This window comes from Murimonas intestini (assembly GCF_024622195.1).
Taxonomy (GTDB): Bacteria; Bacillota; Clostridia; order Lachnospirales; family Lachnospiraceae; genus Murimonas; species Murimonas intestini.
Window position 1 is genome coordinate 204672 of sequence record NZ_JANKBI010000004.1, and the last position, 19093, is coordinate 223764.

16 protein-coding genes are annotated in these 19093 nt (G+C 45.3%); 2 read left to right on the forward strand and 14 right to left on the reverse strand.

The window, feature by feature from the left end; translation table 11 throughout:
* Nucleotides 1-3: 3 nt before the first annotated feature.
* From NSB28_RS08765 to NSB28_RS08780, 4 genes are all read right to left on the reverse strand, one after another.
* The gene (locus NSB28_RS08765; protein WP_109626540.1) at nucleotides 4-873 is read right to left on the reverse strand and encodes a carbohydrate ABC transporter permease; all 870 of its coding nucleotides are present in this window, start codon (nucleotides 871-873) and stop codon (nucleotides 4-6) included.
* On the reverse strand, nucleotides 870-1748 hold the full coding sequence (locus tag NSB28_RS08770) for a carbohydrate ABC transporter permease (protein ID WP_109626541.1): 879 nt from the start codon (nucleotides 1746-1748) through the stop codon (nucleotides 870-872). The genes NSB28_RS08765 and NSB28_RS08770 overlap by 4 nt, the downstream gene beginning before the upstream one ends.
* A gap of 181 nt (nucleotides 1749-1929) precedes the next feature.
* Nucleotides 1930-3264 (reverse strand): sugar ABC transporter substrate-binding protein, encoded by a 1335-nt coding sequence (locus NSB28_RS08775; protein WP_207708149.1) that lies wholly within the window; start codon nucleotides 3262-3264, stop codon nucleotides 1930-1932.
* 295 nt (nucleotides 3265-3559) lie between these two features.
* Nucleotides 3560-4549, reverse strand: coding sequence for a LacI family DNA-binding transcriptional regulator (locus NSB28_RS08780; protein ID WP_109626542.1), 990 nt, complete (start codon nucleotides 4547-4549; stop codon nucleotides 3560-3562).
* A gap of 1174 nt (nucleotides 4550-5723) precedes the next feature.
* Here NSB28_RS08780 and NSB28_RS08785 point away from each other — a divergent pair.
* Nucleotides 5724-6491: a hypothetical protein gene (locus tag NSB28_RS08785; RefSeq protein ID WP_109626543.1), complete on the forward strand. Its 768-nt coding sequence runs from the start codon at nucleotides 5724-5726 to the stop codon at nucleotides 6489-6491.
* A 33-nt stretch (nucleotides 6492-6524) separates the two neighbouring features.
* Nucleotides 6525-7178, forward strand: a complete 654-nt coding sequence (locus tag NSB28_RS08790) for a hypothetical protein (protein WP_109626544.1) — start codon at nucleotides 6525-6527, stop codon at nucleotides 7176-7178.
* A gap of 66 nt (nucleotides 7179-7244) precedes the next feature.
* On the opposite strand, the gene NSB28_RS08795 is transcribed toward NSB28_RS08790, so the two are convergent.
* The 10 genes from NSB28_RS08795 to larAH6 form a co-directional block, all read right to left on the reverse strand.
* Nucleotides 7245-7418, reverse strand: coding sequence for a DUF4250 domain-containing protein (locus tag NSB28_RS08795; protein ID WP_109626545.1), 174 nt, complete (start codon nucleotides 7416-7418; stop codon nucleotides 7245-7247).
* A complete protein-coding gene (gene clpB / locus NSB28_RS08800) occupies nucleotides 7415-10003 on the reverse strand; it encodes an ATP-dependent chaperone ClpB (protein WP_109626546.1) in 2589 nt (862 codons plus the stop codon). Before clpB ends, NSB28_RS08795 begins: the two co-directional genes overlap by 4 nt.
* A gap of 93 nt (nucleotides 10004-10096) precedes the next feature.
* The gene (locus tag NSB28_RS08805) at nucleotides 10097-10813 is read right to left on the reverse strand and encodes a lysophospholipid acyltransferase family protein (protein WP_187374313.1); all 717 of its coding nucleotides are present in this window, start codon (nucleotides 10811-10813) and stop codon (nucleotides 10097-10099) included.
* Nucleotides 10800-11969 carry a glycosyltransferase gene (locus NSB28_RS08810; protein ID WP_109626674.1) on the reverse strand — a complete coding sequence of 390 codons (1170 nt, stop codon included), beginning with the start codon at nucleotides 11967-11969 and terminating at the stop codon, nucleotides 10800-10802. Before NSB28_RS08810 ends, NSB28_RS08805 begins: the two co-directional genes overlap by 14 nt.
* A 78-nt stretch (nucleotides 11970-12047) precedes the next feature.
* Entirely contained in the window at nucleotides 12048-13025 is a 978-nt protein-coding gene (locus tag NSB28_RS08815; protein ID WP_257497642.1) for a Gfo/Idh/MocA family protein, read from the reverse strand.
* A gap of 60 nt (nucleotides 13026-13085) precedes the next feature.
* Nucleotides 13086-14570, reverse strand: coding sequence for a ribosomal protection-like ABC-F family protein (gene abc-f, locus NSB28_RS08820; protein ID WP_109626549.1), 1485 nt, complete (start codon nucleotides 14568-14570; stop codon nucleotides 13086-13088).
* A gap of 482 nt (nucleotides 14571-15052) precedes the next feature.
* A complete protein-coding gene (locus NSB28_RS08825; protein ID WP_109626551.1) occupies nucleotides 15053-15553 on the reverse strand; it encodes a LeuD/DmdB family oxidoreductase small subunit in 501 nt (166 codons plus the stop codon).
* 34 nt (nucleotides 15554-15587) lie between these two features.
* Nucleotides 15588-16826, reverse strand: coding sequence for a 3-isopropylmalate dehydratase large subunit (locus NSB28_RS08830; protein ID WP_109626552.1), 1239 nt, complete (start codon nucleotides 16824-16826; stop codon nucleotides 15588-15590).
* Nucleotides 16827-16894: 68 nt separating this feature from the next.
* A complete protein-coding gene (locus NSB28_RS08835; RefSeq protein ID WP_187374315.1) occupies nucleotides 16895-17824 on the reverse strand; it encodes an AEC family transporter in 930 nt (309 codons plus the stop codon).
* A 1-nt stretch (nucleotide 17825) separates the two neighbouring features.
* Nucleotides 17826-19091, reverse strand: coding sequence for a nickel-dependent malate racemase, LarAH6 family (gene larAH6, locus NSB28_RS08840; protein WP_109626554.1), 1266 nt, complete (start codon nucleotides 19089-19091; stop codon nucleotides 17826-17828).
* Nucleotides 19092-19093: the final 2 nt, after the last annotated feature.

Below are 19093 nucleotides of genomic sequence, written 5' to 3' on the forward strand. Positions count from 1 at the left end.
TCCTTACTTCACTGCGCCTGCCGCGACACCCTTGATGATATATTTCTGGGCGCAGAGATAGAAAATAATTACAGGGATGATGGTGAGCATCAGTCCTGCCATCGCCATGTTCCACTGGATCGTAAACTGTCCGAAGAAAGAGAAGGTGGACAGCGGAATGGTCCTGTTCGCCTTGCTGGACAGAACTAGTGAGGGCAGAAGGTAGTCGTTCCAGATCCAGATAACATCCAGGATCATGACCGTCACTGTTGTGGGTTTTAACATGGGGAATACGATCTTCCAGAATACTCCGAATTTATTGCATCCGTCGATCGTTGCCGCCTCCTCCAGTGATACGGGTATGGACTTGACAAATCCATGGAAGAGGAACACGGCCATACTGGCCCCGAAACCTATATTCATAAATATCAGGCCGCCCAGCGTATCCATCATGGGGATATGCAGTGTATCGCGGATCCAGCCCATCTCCTGCATAAGAGGCATCATCAGTGTCTGGAAAGGGATCAGCATTGTAGCTACAAAAATATTGAACAAAACTTTACTGAGTTTATTATTCACACGCACCAGCATCCATGCAGTCATGGAAGCCAGAACTATAATAAACAGGATGGATACGACAGTTACTATAACAGAATTGCTGAGAGCCCTCAGGAAATTCATCTTATCCATGGCCTTGGCATAATACTGGAAACTGAAGCTCTGGGGAATGGCCAGTATGTTATCGTAGAGCTCGCTCCTGCTCTTAAAAGAATTCACCAGGATAATGTAGATCGGGAACAGATAGCAGAGGCACAATGCCACTACCGCTATGTTTAAAATAACGCTCTTAACGCTTCTTGACTTGTGAACTTTTGTCTTCGCTGTATTTGTCATTGCATCTCTACCTCCCTCTTCTTAGTGATAGATACCTGAACCATTGTAATAACTGCGACAACCAGGAAGAATACGATAGCCTTAGCCTGCCCGTATCCAAAGTTGTTCAGTGAGAATATTTCATTGTAGATATTCATGGCGAACATTTCTGTTGCATTGCTGGGTCCGCCGCCTGTCAGGGACAGGTTTACATCGAAGATCTTGAAACAGTTAGACAGTGTCATGAAAAGACAGATTGTAAATGACGGCATGATCAGAGGAAACTTGATTCTGAACAATGTCTGCCAGAAACCTGCTCCATCTACCTGTGCAGCTTCGATCACATCATCCGGAATCCCCATAATTCCTGTTATATAGATGATCATGATGTATCCCGCCATCTGCCATGTACTTACAATAACAAGCGCTACAAGAGCAAACCTGGGGTTGAGCAGCCAGTTAAAAAAGATCCCTGTGAGGCCTGTGGCTTCACCGATCGCCTGGAATGCATCCGTAAATATAAATTTCCAGATATAACCCAGGATCAGGCCACCGATCAGGTACGGCATGAAAAGCATGGCTCTTGCTGCATTCTTCACTCTCAGTTTGCTTGTTACCATAAGTGCAAAGGCAAGGCCCAGTATATTGATCAGGATAATCGCGAATATTGTAAATAATACCGTATGTCCTGCTGATGTCATAAATCTGCTGTCACTGAATAAATTAACGTAATTTTCAAATCCTACAAAAATCTTGGGGTTTAATGGAAGACCGTCCCATGAAAAGAAAGAATATCCAATACCAATAAGGAACGGTATCACGACTACTAAACTGAATATAAAAATTAGTGGGAGGGTAAACAAGGCATACCAGCCTGCTGTTTTCTTTTTCTTCATCTCTTATCACTCCTTGCCGTTCATACCGGCTTTTAGTCATACGGCTTCCTGTTTTGCCAGGAAGCCGTAGACTTTCATATAACATTTCTCCGTAAGCCTTCAGACCATGCGGCCAGGCTTATTTGATTCCTAATACACGCCGCTGTCCCGCGGGGTGCTGCTTACACATTAAGCAGCAGGCTTATTTGCTTGCCTGAGCCCATGCCTCGTCTAATTTTGCCAGGAAATCTTCCGGTGTCATATCTGTTGTGAAGAACTCCTGAGCTACTGGTACAAGGTAAACGTCAACACTTCCTGCCGGCCATTCGTTCATCGGCCATGTGATTGTCTTGCCGTCTGCGATATATTTAGATACATCCTGTGAAAGAACATCCATGTTTTCGTTTTCCATACCATCTACTACAGGGATGAAACCGAATTTATTCATGAGATAATCTGTTCCTGTTTCACTTGTATACAGCCATTCAAGGAATTCTTTTCCTGCCTTCTGCTCTTCCGGTGTTGCCTGTGAATTTACATACCATGCTGTCGGAACGCTTACTGCAAGTTTATCATTTCCTGCCAGAGGAAGCGGAGCAAGTCCCATTTCGAAATCCATTTCGTAATCAGCGAACATGCCTGCTGCCCAGTTGCCCTGATGGATAGTTGCAGATTTTCCTGTTGCAAAATCACCGATCTCTTTATCATATGTCTGCTCCAGAGGATTTACACAATTATCTCTGATTGCTGCATAAAGTTTTGCGAATTCCTGGAATTCCGGTGTGTCAGCCATCTTCACTTCGCCGGCTCCCAGCTTCTGTACGAATTCTACAGGATTTTCCTGAAGTGCGAACGGAGTATTGAGTATATGTCCGATCAGGAAATAGCTCTCAGATGAAAGTCCCAGCCCATTGATATCTGCCGCCTTCTGCTCTTCCAGATATTTGATGAGTGAATCTGTATCTGTTACTTTAGAAGGATCATAGAGGCTCTTGTTATAGACAAGTCCAAAACCTTCAGCTGTGTAAGGAATGCCTACCAGCTTGCCGTCGATCTCATTTCCCATGCCCTCTGCAATCTTGTCCGCAAATGAGATATCGCTCAGGTCTGCCAGGTAAGATGTCATCTGGACTGATTCAGCTCCCGGAGCCAGTGAGAAGACTGTAGGTCCCTGATTGTTTGCCAGTTTTGTCTTTAACTGCTGGAAATAATCATCTCCTGTAGTTCCCCATACTTCAACTTCCACGCCTGTCTCGTCTTCGTAAGCTTCAGCCAGTTCTTCCAGCTGGTCGATGATCTCTACTTTAGACTGGAAAAGGATGATCTTCTTAGCGCTTTCTACATCATCGCCGCTCTGTGTCTTGGCAGCTTCCGTCTCAACCTTATCAGCTTTGGGAGCTTCTGTTTCCTTAGCTGCTTCTGTCTTGTCTTCAGCTTTCTTTGTCTCACCGCTGGATGAATTTCCGCATCCTGCCAATACCATGGATGCTGTCATAGCTGCTGCGAGTAATACACTTGTCACTTTCTTCAATTTCATAATCATATCCTCCTTTGATTTGATTAATAAGATTGTAAGTTTAAATTTACCGGCCATCTTAGCCCGTGGCCCGGGCTTTTCGTTTTCTTTTGTAAAACGTTATACTTGAATGATACAGCAGAATTACTATTATGTCAATAGCTTTTCTTTGTTTTTCCGTTATCTTGCATATTTTTGAGAAATTTTTACAAAAAAAATGTATAATCAGCCTTTAGACTTCAAGCTATATTATACATTTTTTCATTTTTTAATAAAATTATTTACTATTATTTTACTTAATTTTACCATTTTTGACCTATTTTACCATATTCCGCGGCCTTTTATCCCACACGGACTTTCTCCACTTTATTGAAGCCGAGATCTTGAGAGTCTCCATATCTGAATTTCCTCTGATAATATCAACAAGACTCTGGGCTGCCATGTATCCCCTCTCATAATTAGGTATACAGACTGTTGTCAGGCCCATGGCTTCAGCCAGGTCGCAGTCATCAAAGCCTGTCACCGCCACATCCTGGGGCACCCTCAGTCCGCTCTCGTGGAATGCGCGGATCGCGCCTATAGCCATGTTGTCATTTGCACATACTATGACCTCCGGTACCTCCCCTGAGAGAGTCATGATCTTAGCTGCTGTATATCCGCTCTTTTCCCTGTAGTCGCCGGAATAGTAATTCCGCCGCTGGAAGGGAATGGAGTTTTTTTCCATCACATCCAGAAATGCCTGATACCTCTCGCTGTTGTCATCTGTACTCTCCAGCCCGCCCAGAAAGCTGAACCGCCTGTAGCCTCTGTCAACCACCCCCTGGAGCATCTCCACCATGGGATCATAATTATTGACTACAATGCTTTTGATATGGGGATTATCCAGCACCCGGTCCAGCACAACAATAGGATAATTCTCATTTGCAGCCCTGTTCATAACCTCATTGCCCATCTTCACATCAAGAGTAATGCACCCGCTTGTCAGGTTGCTTCTCATGTATTTCTCACATGATTTATTCGTGCAGATCATCAGGTCAAAATTATTCGCATTCGCATAATCATTGATCCCCTCAATGATTTTCAGGTAAAAACTCCTGTCAAAATCGCTGAAATTAAACAGTATGGTATTGCTCGTACCCGACTTCAGATTCTTTCCCGCAGCATTGGGAAAATACTGCATCTCCTCACAGAGCTGAAGAATCTTATTCCTTGTCTCCTCCCCCACATTCTTTCTGCCGTTTAAGGCATTGGAAACCGTTGAAACCGACACCCCCGCCGCTTTTGCAACATCTTTGATCCCTACCATAATTACACCCTCATTCCCTTTATCATTTTCGTAACAGCCCGCACCAGCCCCACATAGCTCTCCTGCCGGCCTCTCAGCCTGGCATTTTCTTAATTTTACTTATTTTACTGGTTTTACTTTGCATTTTACTTTACTTTATTTACTATTTTACTATTATTTTGTTGTTTTTACAAGTAAATTATTTCAGTGTGACATCACATGATTTAATCTGGTGAGGTATGCTTATATTTAGCAAATATCGATAATATCTTTAATATTTATGTAACTATTCAGTACCCTCACAGTTTCCTGTAAAAATCCATTTAAAATCGCCTTCGGCGATGGGGCCTTTTCACCCTTGAATCACTTTTTACGGTTTGTGCAGTAAATGCACAGACCTGTTGAATAACTATTTATGAACGTTCTTATAATACTTAATCGCAAGTAGGATGCATAGATGAAATACATACCAGTTATTGATAGCTGAATAAAAAAATTGTATATTTTAACGAAAATAATTATATTTTTTTAATATATATTCCGATAAAATATTTTGAAATGTGTTATCTATTCAAGATAAAGCCACTAATTTAGTATTGATTTATAATGTATTCTCATTATTATCTTTATAAATTTTTGTGATGCCAAAATAATATATAAGATCCAATAATAAATTAGCAATTTTTTATTATTTATCTTATAAATTTATATATAATATTATACATACAAACTTTTTATTCGAAACCATCAATATTGACAATTATTATATTTTGTAATATTATATTATCAGACAATATAGTGCGATTGAAATTAAAGGAGATGATTCCGTTGACTTCCAATGACTTCCAAAAATATTAACAATGTGACTTTATAGTTAGAGTCAACAAGTTATTTTTTAACCAATTTTCCAATTAATCCCATCTCAGTTTTTGTGTAACTAAAAGATAACTTTAATATATGTCGACAAAGCCGCCCCTTAGGAGGAACACCGCTTTTGTCCTGACTACTAAATATTAATTCTTATAAACAAGACAAAATCGAAACTTGAATAACTATACAAGAAAAGAAGTGAAAAGAAGTGGCTTATACACGTATCAATACTGGGGAAACCTCCTACATCCAGTAGCGATATAGCTTATTAATGATGAGTATAGCTCATTTAGCTATGACTATATCATGCCAGGGGGAATAGACTATGAAGAGAATAAGTAGTGTTTTGTGCAGTATTCTAGTATTTAGTTTATTAATTAACTTAATTTCGATTCCGGCTTTAGCAGCAGATAATGATGCAAAATTGTCTGAACAGCAATATACAGAATATTTACTCGAAAAAACAGGAATAAAGGGTAAAGATGTACAGATAATCAATCTCCAAAGTGGAGAACTTACACGGAGTGTTTCAAGAGAAGAAAAAGCCTTTTTATACAGCGAGGACTTAGGTATAGGAATGTCAAAAATTACTATAGCAGTACCCTATGCTGTGGATGATGATGGAAACTTAATAAATGCATATGTAGCAAATAGCACAGATACTTTACCTTTTGGCTATAGTCAAAGTGATAGTTATGTTACGGTTTATGGTGAAATTGTGGTTGTACGGGATACTATATCTAAAGCAATGTTTTATCCATTAGGAGCAAGATGTATTGTCCAGAGTACTAATAGTAATGTAAATTCATTAAGAAATTTGGATATGTACTATAGAGTTTATGCTGATAAGTATTCTTATCCAAGTCAGATACCTGAAAGAGAGAATGTATTATACGAACTATCAGGGCAGAGAACCACATTCAACCTCAATCAGATTAACTACACTAATACACGTAGTTGGCCAGGAAACACAATGCTTTATACTCGAATTTATGAACATGAAAATTATTTAAACGTAACTTTTAATTATAATTGTAATGGAAGTAAGTATTTTGGAGTCACCTATAACTTTAAAGATAGGATAAACTATTAGTACCTGACATTGAAGGGAGCTGGGAGGGTTAAGTTGAAAAGAAACTTTCTGTTTTTAATATTACTGCTGGCTTCCGGCTTGTTACTATATGGATGCGTGGAGAAGCACGAAAAGCTGCATCATGTTGAATCAGTAAAGGATGTATTTTTCCACGATGACGGTATTTATTATCAAAATAACTATTGGGGAACAATAACTGATGATTCAATGCTCAGCAAAGAAGAATTTCTGAAAAATCTTGGCCTTGAGGAAGGACAGTTTGAAAAACAGCAAACAGTATATTCCGTGTCAAAAGAGCCCTACTGCTACATTGAAGAATTGGAGTGCGATGCACACCTTTGCTGCATATTTTCGCCATTGAACCATGAAGATGAGACAGAATATCTGGCCAGCGTAGGATATTTGGTAGATGTAAACTCCCAAAATTATAAGGAAATTGGAGAAGGGCTAAATAAAATTCTAGATTCCCTGCCAATAGACACTATGGTTTACAGGAGCCAGGAAATAGAAAAGGATGGTTATAGCTTCAACAAGGTATATTCACCTGGTAAAAAATATTTATTATTAAGTCTGGCGCTCTTTCAAAATCAGGATGGCCAGTCATTTGAAATCAGAAGCTATTACAAAAATAAAGAAAGCCAGACAGTTACGTTATACTTAGAGGCTGCTAATAAAATCGTAAAATAATTTGTAAAATAATTCAGGCTATCTGCGATTAAAGGGAAGTGCCGCAATGGCACTTCCCTTTAACAACTAAATAAATTGATTGCTGTTAGCATCGTACTCGTAGTCGATTCCCTTCAGAGCCTCCACGATCTGCCTTCCGTCCACGGACAGGCTGCGGCACATCTCATCCAGGCTGGGATAATAATCTCTCAGCTGGGTATTGACATAACTCAGCAATATCACCGGGTCTTTTGGTATCATTTCTCTTTTCTCACCGCCGTTAATTTTCCATCAGTTACTTTAAGAAGTATCGTATCACCGGCTCCGATCTCTCCGGAAAGGATCAGCCTCGCTGCAAGAGTCTCCACATTCTTCTGCAGGAACCTCTTCAGAGGTCTTGCTCCGTATACCGGATCGTAGCCGCCTTCTATGATATAATCTTTTGCTTCATCTGTCAACTCCAGACTGATCTCCTGATCTTCCAGCCTCCTGTTTAAGTCAGCCATCATCAGGTCCACAATGTGGCCGATATTGTCCTTTGTCAGCGGTTTGAACATAATGATCTCATCAAGACGGTTCAGGAATTCCGGTCTGAAATGAGCCCGCAGGTCATTCATGACCATCTCTTCATTTTCCTCCCTGACACTGCCGTCCTCCTGGATGCCCTCCAGCAGGTAGGCTGATCCGATATTTGAGGTCATAATGAGAATTGTATTTTTAAAGTCTACTGTTCTCCCCTGGGAATCCGTGATACGCCCGTCATCCAGTACCTGGAGCAGCACATTAAATACATCAGGATGTGCTTTCTCTATTTCATCAAAAAGCACTACTGAATACGGTTTTCTTCTGACAGCCTCCGTAAGCTGTCCGCCCTCCTCATAACCTACATATCCGGGAGGCGCTCCGATCAGCCTGGACACAGAATATTTCTCCATATACTCACTCATATCAATGCGGACCATATTCTGTTCATCATCAAACAGGCATTCCGCCAGGGCTTTAGCCAGCTCCGTCTTGCCCACGCCTGTGGGGCCCAGGAATAAGAACGAACCGATCGGCTTTGTAGGATCCTTAATACCTGCTTTTGAGCGGAGGATGGCATCTGTTACTCTTGATACACCATCATCCTGGCCTATGACACGTTTGTGCAGCTCATCATCCAGCCCCAGGATTTTAGTCCTCTCCCCTTCTGTCAGCTTGGAGACAGGAATTCCCGTCCATCTGGAAATAATACGGGCAATCTCTTCATCTGTGACATTCTCATGCACCAGAGAAAGATCCTGGCTTTTAACCTTCTCTTCTTCTATTGACAGCTCCTGCTGAAGCTTTGGCAGTTCACCATACTGAAGCTCCGCCGCCCTGTTCAGGTCGTAATTTCTCTGGGCCATCTCTATTTCTTTATTCATGGCCTCGATCTGTTCACGCAGCTTGGAGAGTCTGTCCACTGAATGCTTCTCATTGTCCCACTGAGTCTTTTTACTGTTAAATTCATCCCTCTGCTCTGCCAGCTCCCTCTGAAGGACACTCAGCCTGTCCTGGCTGAGCTTATCCGTCTCTTTCTTAAGGGCAGCCTCCTCGATCTCCATCTGCATGATCTTTCTCTGAAGCTCATCCAGCTCCGCAGGCATAGAATCCAGCTCTGTCTTAATCAGGGCGCAGGCCTCATCTACCAGGTCGATAGCCTTATCAGGCAGGAAACGGTCTGAGATATAGCGGTGGGATAAAGTGGCTGCAGCCACAAGTGCGCCGTCAGTTATCTTAACGCCATGGTATACCTCATACCTCTCCTTTAATCCTCTCAGGATGGAAATAGTATCTTCCACGCTTGGTTCATCAACCATCACAGGCTGGAACCTTCTCTCAAGCGCTGCATCCTTCTCAATATACTGCCGGTATTCATCCAGGGTGGTAGCCCCGATACAGTGCAGTTCACCGCGGGCCAGCATGGGTTTAAGCATATTTCCCGCATCCATGGCGCCGTCTGTCTTGCCCGCTCCCACGATCAGGTGAAGCTCATCTATAAAAAGAATGATCTCACCGTCACTCTTTCTGACTTCTTCCAGAACAGCTTTAAGACGTTCCTCAAACTCGCCTCTGTACTTGGCTCCTGCCACCAGCGCACCCATATCAAGTGAAAATATCTTCTTATTTTTCAGTCCCTCCGGCACATCTCCCCGGACTATACGCTGGGCCAGGCCTTCCACCACGGCTGTTTTGCCCACGCCGGGCTCACCGATAAGGACCGGATTGTTCTTCGTCTTTCTGGAGAGGATACGTACCACATTCCTTATTTCTGAGTCACGCCCGATAACGGGGTCAAGCTTCTGGTCCCTGGCTTTTTCTACCAGATCCTGTCCATATTTGTTCAGGGTGTCATATGTGGCTTCCGGATTGTCAGTTGTGACTCTCTGGTTGCCTCTAACTGTTGACAGCGCCTGCAGGAACCTGTCTCTCGTGATCCCATATTCCCTGAATATCTCCTTAATTGCAGGATTCGGATATTTTATCATTGCCAGGAATAAATGCTCCACAGAGACGTATTCATCTCCCATAGCCTTGGCCTCATCCTCGGCGCTGACCAGGACTTTATTCAGATGCTGGCCGATATAAGGCTGACCGCCTGAGACTTTAGTCCTTTTGGCAAGAGCATTTTCAACGTTTCTGGCAAAATGCTCTTTATCTATCTCCATCTTTTCAATTAATTTTAAGATCAGGCTGTCTTCCTGATTTAAAAGGCTGTACAGCAGATGTTCCTGCTCCACCTCCTGATTGCCGTATTCATAAGCGATCTTCTCCAGATCGTTCACTGCCTGCAGTGATTTTTGCGTAAATTTATTAATATTCATAATAGAACCTCCTCCGTCCGTTAATGAACACACAGGTTTGTTGTTTGTTCTATAACTACTATAACATACTTTTTTTAAATTGCAAGCACTTTTTTAAAGAGCAGCACACATTCTATTATAAACTTCATTTTTCAGCCGTTCACTCTCAGCTTTTTTCTTCGCACTTTTATCCGGCATTACCGGCTCCAGGATCTTCAATGTCACATATGGCTTTCTCCTGTAGAGCCTGGCTATCCTGCCCGGCATTCTGAACGAGACAACCATAGGCAGCACAGGTACATCACAGTCATATGCCAGCACAAATGCGCCTCTGTGGAAACCTCTCAGCTCCCGGCAGTATGGATGCAGCACTGTCTCCGGGTAAAGATGGACTATGCCGCCTTTTTTTAAATATCCTTCGAGCTGTTCCATGGTTTTCTTAAATCCTTTTTTAGACTCCAGTATAGGCACCGCCCCCAGCAGCCTTATGATATGGCGTATGACAGGTATCTGGAAATTGGACTGGAGAGTTGGAAAACAGACATGCCTCTCTCTCAGTGCACTTGCCAGAAATACACAGTCCAGCATATGCACATGATTGCAGACAGTCACCATACCGCCTTTCACCTTCCTGAAGTTTTCTCTGCCCTCGATCTTAAGTCCCCACACTGCCCGGCCCAGAATCGTGACGATCAAAAAGATCACTGTCTTTAATATTCCTCCTGCCGCCTTAAATAACAGGCTGCCCGGAAAAAATTTATATTTTTCACTGATCCTGAAAGGAATCGGCGTCCACATTTTTACGATATGCTCTTCCTCAATATCCCGCATAATCCACTCCCGCTTCCTGAGACTGCCACTGTTCATCTTCCATGAGAGCCTCCGTGAACATCTCCTCCATCTTTTTCACACACGATTTCAGATTATATTTCATAGCATGCTCACTGTATACCTTTTCCATCCGCCTGCGCTCTTCATCCTGCTCTATCCAGTAATCTATCTTTTCCGCCAGGTCACGGCTGTTTCCGGCTTCAAACAGGCTTCTCTCATCAAGTGCAAACTGGGGTGTCGCTGATTTCTCACTGTCCGCGATAACCGGGACAAGGCCCCTGGCTATGGCCTCAAGACATGAAATGGCCTCGATCTCAGCATCAGCCGCGTGCACATAGAGATCTGACCATGCAAGGACATCCAGAAGCCCCTCATGGCTGTAGAACTTCAGGATAGGAGGATTCGGGAGTTTCTTTCCAAGACGTTCATATTTATGATGGTTCAGACCCTGTCCGGCCAGGACCACCCGGATCCTGTCAGAGAAACGCGAGAGCCTCACTGCCTCCAGCAGCACATCCTGGCGCTTTTCATTTGAATATCTGCCAACCATGACGATGACAAACCTGCCCTGCAGCTCTGCCGGCTTTTCCTTTTTCTCATATACAAAATCCGGGTCCACTCCGTTAGAAATAACATGAAGCTTTGCCTCATATCCGTTTTTCTTCAGCTCTCCCGCTATAAACTCACTGGGACAGTGGATATGTGTAAATTCACGATAGAAATGACTGTAAAAAAACTGATAAAGCTTCTTATTGACCCCTGGTGATGTCCCCATTCCCAGAGTGTATGTGATATTCTCCGGCTGCAGATGGAATGCCGCCGTGTGCACCACTCCCAGCTCTTTTGCTATTGCAAGGCCGCGGCTTGCCAGCTGGAAGGGCAGGATAAAGTGCACCAGCTCTGCCCAGCCTATGGCCTCTCTCAGGATATTCTCATCAGGCTTTGCAAATGTCATCCCCTGCTTTGTCACTATGTGGTGTACAATTGGCGTAAGATAATATTCTTTTACTACATATTTATCTTTCCTGCTCTCTCCCGTGCTTACCACACGCACCTCATGGCCCAGCTCCTTCAGCCCTTCATACAGCCTCTGGGATGTCATTGTCGTCCCGTTATTTCCATTGTCAAACTGATCTACAATCAATAATATTTTCATCTCATTCTCCCGCCTTCTTATTTCTAACCCGGCACACACGCTCCGGCATTTCTGCATGCGCCGTCTGCTTCTTCCGTCTCAGCCGAGACGCAGCCCTGCATTTTCCCTGGCTGCTTCCAGAAGCTCCATCACCATGACAGAGTGCTCCAGAAGTTTATAACATTCCTCCAAATCCTTCCTGGCGTACATATCAGCAAAAGCTTCCCACTCAAAGCACATGCGGCTGGCCGCCTCCGGACATGCAAATGTCAATTCTCCCTGATCTGTGACTGACCTGGCCAGGGTACACAAACTGACACTTCCGTCCACCTGCACATAGCCTTTCGTCCCCTGTATCACCCCGAAGCAGGGGCTGTAGGAATCCTTTGCCGCAGTGCACGACGCCACCATTCCCGGATATTCCAGAATGAGTGTACCGGACGTGTCCACCCCATTATACCCGCTGTTATAATGGTAGCTGATCTTCTCCGGCCTTCCAAACAGCGCTGTCACAAAATGCAGATTATAGACATTTATGTCATACAGTGCTCCTCCGTACAGCTTCGGGTCAAAAACCGGCTGCACCACACCCGCCAGATAATTGTCATATCTGGTTGAATACTGCGAAAAATTACATTGTACCATTTTTATATCCCCGATATTTGATATCTGCTCTTTAATAAAAGCAAATGTGGGATAATGAAGAGTGGTGATCGCCTCAAACAGGAATACCCCCTTCTCCTTTGCAATACCTGCCAGCTGTGCCATTTCAGCGGCACTTGTAGTCATGGGCTTTTCCAGTATAACATTCTTCCCATGCTCCAGCGCTTTTTTAGCATACTCATAGTGCATGCTGTTTATTATCCCTATATAGATGATGTCCAGGCTGTCAAGCTTTAAAAATTCCTCATAATCAGTACATACAAGCGGGATGCCATGTTTTTCTGCCAGCTCTTTACCCTTACTGCGGCTGCCTTCTCTCACACAGACGGCCGCTGCCTGCACACCGGCAGCGCCGTCTATTGCCCTCAGGCATTCCTTCACTATTTTTCCTGAACCGACTATTCCTGCCTTCATCTGCTTATACCTCCCAGGTTTATACATTATTTCCGCGTGCCGGGCTTATCCGGCTTCTGCTTAATTCTGTAAGTATATCACATCTGACGCTGTTTTTTCCACAAAAGCTTTATCATGCTCCACAAAAATCATTGCCGGATGATATTTAAGGATCAGATTTTCCAGCTGTATCCTTGAAAAAATATCAATATAATTGAGGGGTTCATCCCAAATATAGAGATGTGCCTGCTGGCACAGGCTTCTTGCCAGCATCACTTTTTTCTTCTGGCCCTGGCTGTAGTCCTCCATCCGCTTCTCAAACTGAACTCTTGAGAAATCCAGTTTCCGAAGAAGCGCCCGAAACAGAGTGCCGTCAATCCCGTTCTGTTCGGCAAAGTCCTCCAGACGCCCTTTCAGGCCGCTGACATCCTGAGGGACATAAGAAATGATCAGGCCGCTCCCCACCCTCAGTTCTCCGCCTGTCTCTATATCTTCACCCATGATTTTCTTCAGCAGAGTTGACTTCCCGCATCCGTTTTTTCCAGCGAGCGCGATCCTCTCCCCCCTGCGCAGGGCAAAGTTCACATGAGAACAGACTGTCTTTCCATCATATGACAGGGAAAGGTCTTTTGCCTCAATAAGTACTTCTTTATGGTATACGAGAGGAAATAATTTGATTTCTTCCTCTTCTTCTATATTTTTAAGCAGTTTTTTCTTTTCTTCGGCAGCTCCGCTAATCCTTCCCTCCACGGCTTTTGCCCGCTTCATCATTTTAGCGGATTTATGTCCGATAAACCCTCTGTCCGGTTTAGGGCCCAACCCGTCCCCTCCAAATTTTGTTTTCTCTATTTTGTCTGACCAGCCCGCCGTCCTTGCAGCTGCCTCTGTCAGCCTGGCGATATCCTTCTGAAGCTTTCTGTTTTCAGCCATCTCAAATTCATCCTGGAGCTTCTTATTCTGCTGCCATGTATCGAAATTGCCCTGCTGTATCTCTATATTTGTCTTGTTCAGAGCAAGAATGTGATCCACACATCCATTCAGAAAATGTCTGTCATGGGAGACGAGCAGAAACCCTTTCTTCTTTTTCAGGTATTCCATGATTTTCTCTCTGGCTTCGCCATCCAGATGGTTTGTAGGTTCATCGATCAGAAGAAATTCATTTTCCCTGGAAAAGAGCAGCGCCAGCAGCACCTTCGTCCTCTCCCCATTGCTCAGTGTCTCAAAGGGCCTGTACAGGACCTCTGCATCCACATCCAGCAGATCCAGTTCCCGGCAGAGCATCCACAATTCATAATCCGGATGGATCCCCTCTATCACATCCAGAGTATTCCTGGATATATCCCCTGTATCAAAAGGGAAATACTCAAATACTGTGGGTGACTTGATGCTGCCCTCATATTCCAGTTTTCCCATGAGCAGCTTCAAAAATGTTGTCTTGCCTTTTCCGTTCCGCCCAATAAATCCCAGCCTCCAGCCGGTATCTATCCTGAAAGAGACATTTTCAAAGATATTGTCATAGCTTCCTTCATAACAAAACGTTAAATTACTCACATTGATCTGTGCCATATAATTCTGCCTCCGTACATCCGCGGCAGTTTTCCTGCAAGCGCCAAAGCATGTTTGAAAAATGCTCCAGGTACTGCCGCATTATAAAAAGCGCAGGAAATACCTTCCTGCGCTTCTTTGCACGGTCTGATGCATACACTGCACCTCATGCTTCTAAACAGATGAAAGTAGATTCCTGCAGGGCACAGCAGACAGGTACACCATTTGTATACCCGAGCCTTTATTATACGCTGGGCTGCTGCGCCCGTCCATAATGTTATTCATTATCTGCAGAAATCTATGCTCATCTTTCCATCTCCAATCATTACGAAGGCAGAGCCTTCTGTCTGTTTTGAGACAATCACCTACAGGAACATACTGCATTCCCGTATGCAGTTCAGGCACGCCCCGCGTCCCTGCTGCCAGGATTTATCTCTAATTATCTACCAACATAACATGGCTGCCCGCATTTGTCAAGACTGCCTGTCCGCTGTTTTCTTCCTTTACCTTTGATACATTGATCTCATCATCGGCTTGATTCCGCCGGCATTCAGAATCTCAAGAGCCTTCTCTCCCAGCTTCTCAGCCGTAAACACCTGGCCTGTCCTCTTAAGGACCACAGTGCCCTGCTCCAGATCAACTTCCAGGATATCACCATTTTCCGCCTTCTGTGCCAGTCCCCTGCACACTATGGCAGGAAGCCCCAGATTAATGGCATTCCTGAAAAAAATGCGGGCAAATGAATCTGCGATCACAAGTGATGCCCCCATATTCAGCATCGCAATAGGCGCATGCTCCCTGCTGGAGCCGCAGCCAAAATTTCTTCCTGCCACCACGATCCCGCCTTTCGGAAATGCTTCTGATATTTGTTCGTCTATGCCCGCGAAGCAGTGCTTTCCCACTTTCTCCGGCTCAGACAGATCCAGGAACCGTCCCGGATAGATCTGGTCCGTATCAATATTGTCACCCAGCACCAGTACAGGCGCCTGATATTTTGTCTTCATGATAAATTCCCTCCATATATAAACTGCGGCTTTGTCAGACAGATGCAATATATCCCTTCAGGGCAGATGCGGCGGCCACCGCCGGGGATGCCAGATACAGCCTGCCCTCCCTGCTTCCCATCCGCCCCGGAAAATTCCTGTTAGATGTAGTCACACATACTTCCCCTGCTGTTATGACTCCCTCATGGGCGCCCAGGCACGGCCCGCAGCCCGGAGTTGAAAGTGTGGCTCCTGCATCCAGCAGTTCCTGTATATATCCTTTATCAAGGCATTCACGCATAACCTCTGTGGAGGCAGGGATCACTACCAGCCGCACACCCTCCGCTATCCTTTTACCCCGCAGTATCCCCGCTGCTGTCCCAATGTCTTCTGTCCGCCCTCCCGTGCAGGTACCTATCAGAACCTGGTCAACCATGATTTTTTCCAGTTCTGCCAGAGGTTTTACGTGATCTACGCTGTAAGGGACTGCTATCTGCGGCCCCAGGCCATCCACATTGAAGATATATCTCTCCGCATACTGGAAGTCAGGGTCTGTCTCCTGCACCTCATAAGGCCTTACTGCCCTCTGTGACACATAGGAAAGGACTTCCTCATTTGGCTGCATATAAGCTGTCTTGGCCCCCATCTCCACTGCCATATTGCAGAGCACCATCCTGCCCGGAACCCCCAGCTGCTCTACATAGCTGCCTGTAAATTCTATACCTTTATAAACTGCCCCGTCAGCTTTCATCTGACCCAGCACATATAAGATCACATCCTTGGGCATAGTGCTCCGGTCCGGTTTTCCTTCTATACGTATCTCAATAATTTCAGGAACCCGCATCCACAGCTCCCCCGTCAGAAGTACAGCTGCCATATCAGTAGCCCCCACTCCTGTCCCGAAAGCTCCAAACGCCCCATGTGTCGTTGTATGGGAATCAGTAGCAGCCAGTATCATTCCCGGATAGACAAGCCCTGCCTCAGGCATGACCTGGTGGCATACACCGGCGTTGATATCAAAGTGGTATTTAAGCCCCTGCCGTACTGCAAAGCTTCTCATCTGTCTGTGATTTTCCGCCGCGTTCACTGTGGGGCAGGGAGCATAATGGTCAAAGACAAATGCCGCTCTCTCAGGGTCCCACACCTTCTCACCGCCCATCTCATAAAATGAATTAATCGTCTGCAGGTAAAGATCATTGATCTCAGCAAAATCGATCTTTGCCATCACGATCTCTCCTGTATGTACCTCTTCCCTTCCGCCGGCTCTGGCGAGTATCTTCTCAATTGCATGCATAAATAATGCCCTCCTAAAATTAAAAATTCATTTCCTGATCCTGTCCTCTTCACCATATATCTTTCATTTCACAGCAGCAGCCTGAACAATTCCATATAGATGGGGATCAGTACCATACTGAGTGCAGTCGTGACTGTGATCACTACAGATGCAAAACCATAATCGCTTCCGCTCTCTTTTGACATGATGCCCAGCTGCGTCATTGCCGGCATCACAGTCATAATGCAGAAAACCTGTTTCATGGAAACGGGCAGGTCTATCATGCTGCAGGCAGCGATCATAAGTGCCGGCGATGCCAGATATCTGAAAATAAGGATCCATACAAGCTCTCTTGACGGCCTGATATCTTTTCTTCCATTTGTACGGATCACACAGCCAATAAATATCATTGCCAGCGGCGTCACTGTATTTTTCAGATAAGTGACAGGAGACATGATAAATGGCGGCAGCGTGATGCCTGCAAGGACCGCCGCTATTCCCGCAAGCAGTCCTATGATGGCCGGGGAAAAGAATTTTCTTATCTGTATCCTTTCTCTGATCCCTGCATCTCTGCGCAGCAGCCATGTACCCAGGCTCCAGAACAGTACTGTGTTGGCCATATAGTATACCATGGCGTCCGGCATTGCCGCCTCTCCCAGAAGAGCCATAATGACCGGAAAGCCAACGATCACTGTATTTGAAAATGCAGCTGCATTAATAAATACGCCTCTCCGTCCCCGGGGGACTCTGCCCGCCTTAGCCAGCAGCAGCGCCAGCCCCGTACATATAAGTATATTAGCCAGAGGCGCCGGCAGCGCCCGGCACATCTCGATAAGCTTCTCCCTGCTCTCACATGCAGATAATACATTGCAGAACATATAGCAGGGAATTGCCAGCCTGACGCAGAATTTAGATACAACATCCCTGCCCTTTTCCCCGAACCACTCTTTTCCTGCTATACAGAAACCTACTCCGATCAATATAAGGAGCGACAAAATACCTGTAATGCTGTCAGCCATATTAACCTCTCCGTTCTTTCCTGAGTATGGGAAGGGTAGAGCCTCCATAGGGCATGACAAGTACTCTGGCCCCCCTCCCCTTTGAAATGACTGCTGCATCAAAAGCATCCTGCAGTTCATGATAGGGCTTCATAAAAATACTCCTGACAAACTCATCCTCAAGAGAAGATACAAGAAAAATCTCTGCTTTTTCCATGGTAAGCGCAAATCCTGCCGCCTTATGGCCCCCCAGCCTGAATTCTCTTCTGATCCGCTCCAATATCTCGCCCGGACTGCCCGCATTTACCATCCACTCTTCAAAGACAGGTTCCCCCAGCCCTTCACCTGCCTCTCCAGTAAGTATAATAATCCCGCCTTTTTTCACGGCATGCCTTGCATTGTCCAGAGCCTTCTGCATCTGATACAGATTCAGGTCCTTGGGCCTTCCGCCCTGCGATACCACTACAATATCCGCCTCCTCATCTATCTCCCGTCCATATATCTCATCCAGCAGACGGCAGCCCTCTCTGTGGGCCAGGATGTAATGTCCGGCGACAGCATGAATTATATTTTTATGCTCGTCCAGGATGACGTTCAATATAAAGTCAATAGGACAGTACAGAGCCGCCTCCTCCAGATCCCTCCTCACAGGGCTGTCCGCATTTCCCACCACAGCCTCCTCATCAGTAAGCAGACTGTGATTTATCTGTATCGCTTCCCTGGTGGATACCCCCGGCATGACAGCCTTGGCCCCTCCGCTGTATCCTGCGAACCAGTGGTATTCTATATTCCCCAGACAGATGCAGAAATCTGCCTCCGCCACTGCCCTGGTGACATCCACCGGTGTTCCGTGGGCAGTCTGACCCATATGCACAAAATCATTTGGATCCATGTCAATACACCTTATTTCCCTGCTCACAGCCTCCCCGGCCAGATGCACCTTCTCCTCTTTAGTATGTCCTCTGTGGCTTCCAAGAGCAAACACAAGCGTGATCTCAGACGGCTTCACCCCGGCCTGCTTCAGCTCCGCCAGAATATCCGGCATAACGGCCCAGGTAGGCATAGGCCTGGTGATATCACTTGTGATGATCACTATGTTGTGCCTCCCTTTTGCCAGATCCCTCAGCCTGCCGGTGCCAATGGGACAAAGGAGAGCTTCCTCAACCGGCTTTCTTCCTTCTTTTCCCTCCATTTTCGGGCAGCTGCCAGCCCTCATTATATCCGCCTGCATATCCTCAGGGATCCATAAACTTTTGAATCCATCCCCATAACCCAGCTCAACTTTCATTT